Source organism: Tritonibacter sp. SIMBA_163 (assembly GCF_046535935.1).
Classification (GTDB): Bacteria; Pseudomonadota; Alphaproteobacteria; order Rhodobacterales; family Rhodobacteraceae; genus Epibacterium; species Epibacterium scottomollicae.
Genome location: NZ_JAWJBP010000149.1, coordinates 1 through 398, shown reverse-complemented (window position 1 = coordinate 398; position 398 = coordinate 1). Strand labels below are relative to the sequence as shown.

The window sequence follows — 398 nt, the reverse complement described above, 5'->3', positions numbered from 1 at the left end:
AACCCTTTTCACAAACAATGGTGTAAACGCCCGCTGACATTGAGCCTCCTAAGTAAGTTGTTACTTACTATTTTGTTTCAAAGGGGAGTAGCTGGTTTTTCCGCCAGACTTTCGAGCCACGAGGACTTCGCCACGAGGACTGTCCGCAACCACACTGACATGCACCCAGCGACCGAACTCTTCGATCATCTGGTCGTAGCCAGGGTGATGTTTAACGATAAAGTCAACCAGCTCACGAGGCGTCATACCAGGAACGCCGAAGTCGACTGCCTGAGCCTTCATGTGCTGAGAGCTGGTGGAGCCGCCAATGGCCTTGTTTAAATCCAGACAGCGATAGCCGGACGTTACGATGATAGGCAATTCACGCGCCTTGCCGTCGGTGCGATGAATGCGGTTGA

Annotated in this window: 1 protein-coding gene; it reads right to left on the bottom strand. The window is 52.3% G+C overall.

Features of this window, described 5'->3' with window-relative positions:
* Window positions 1-60: 60 nt before the first annotated feature.
* The coding region (locus tag R0J92_RS21850; protein ID WP_411053187.1) for a D-Ala-D-Ala carboxypeptidase family metallohydrolase at window positions 61-398 on the bottom strand (338 nt) is incomplete at its 5' end.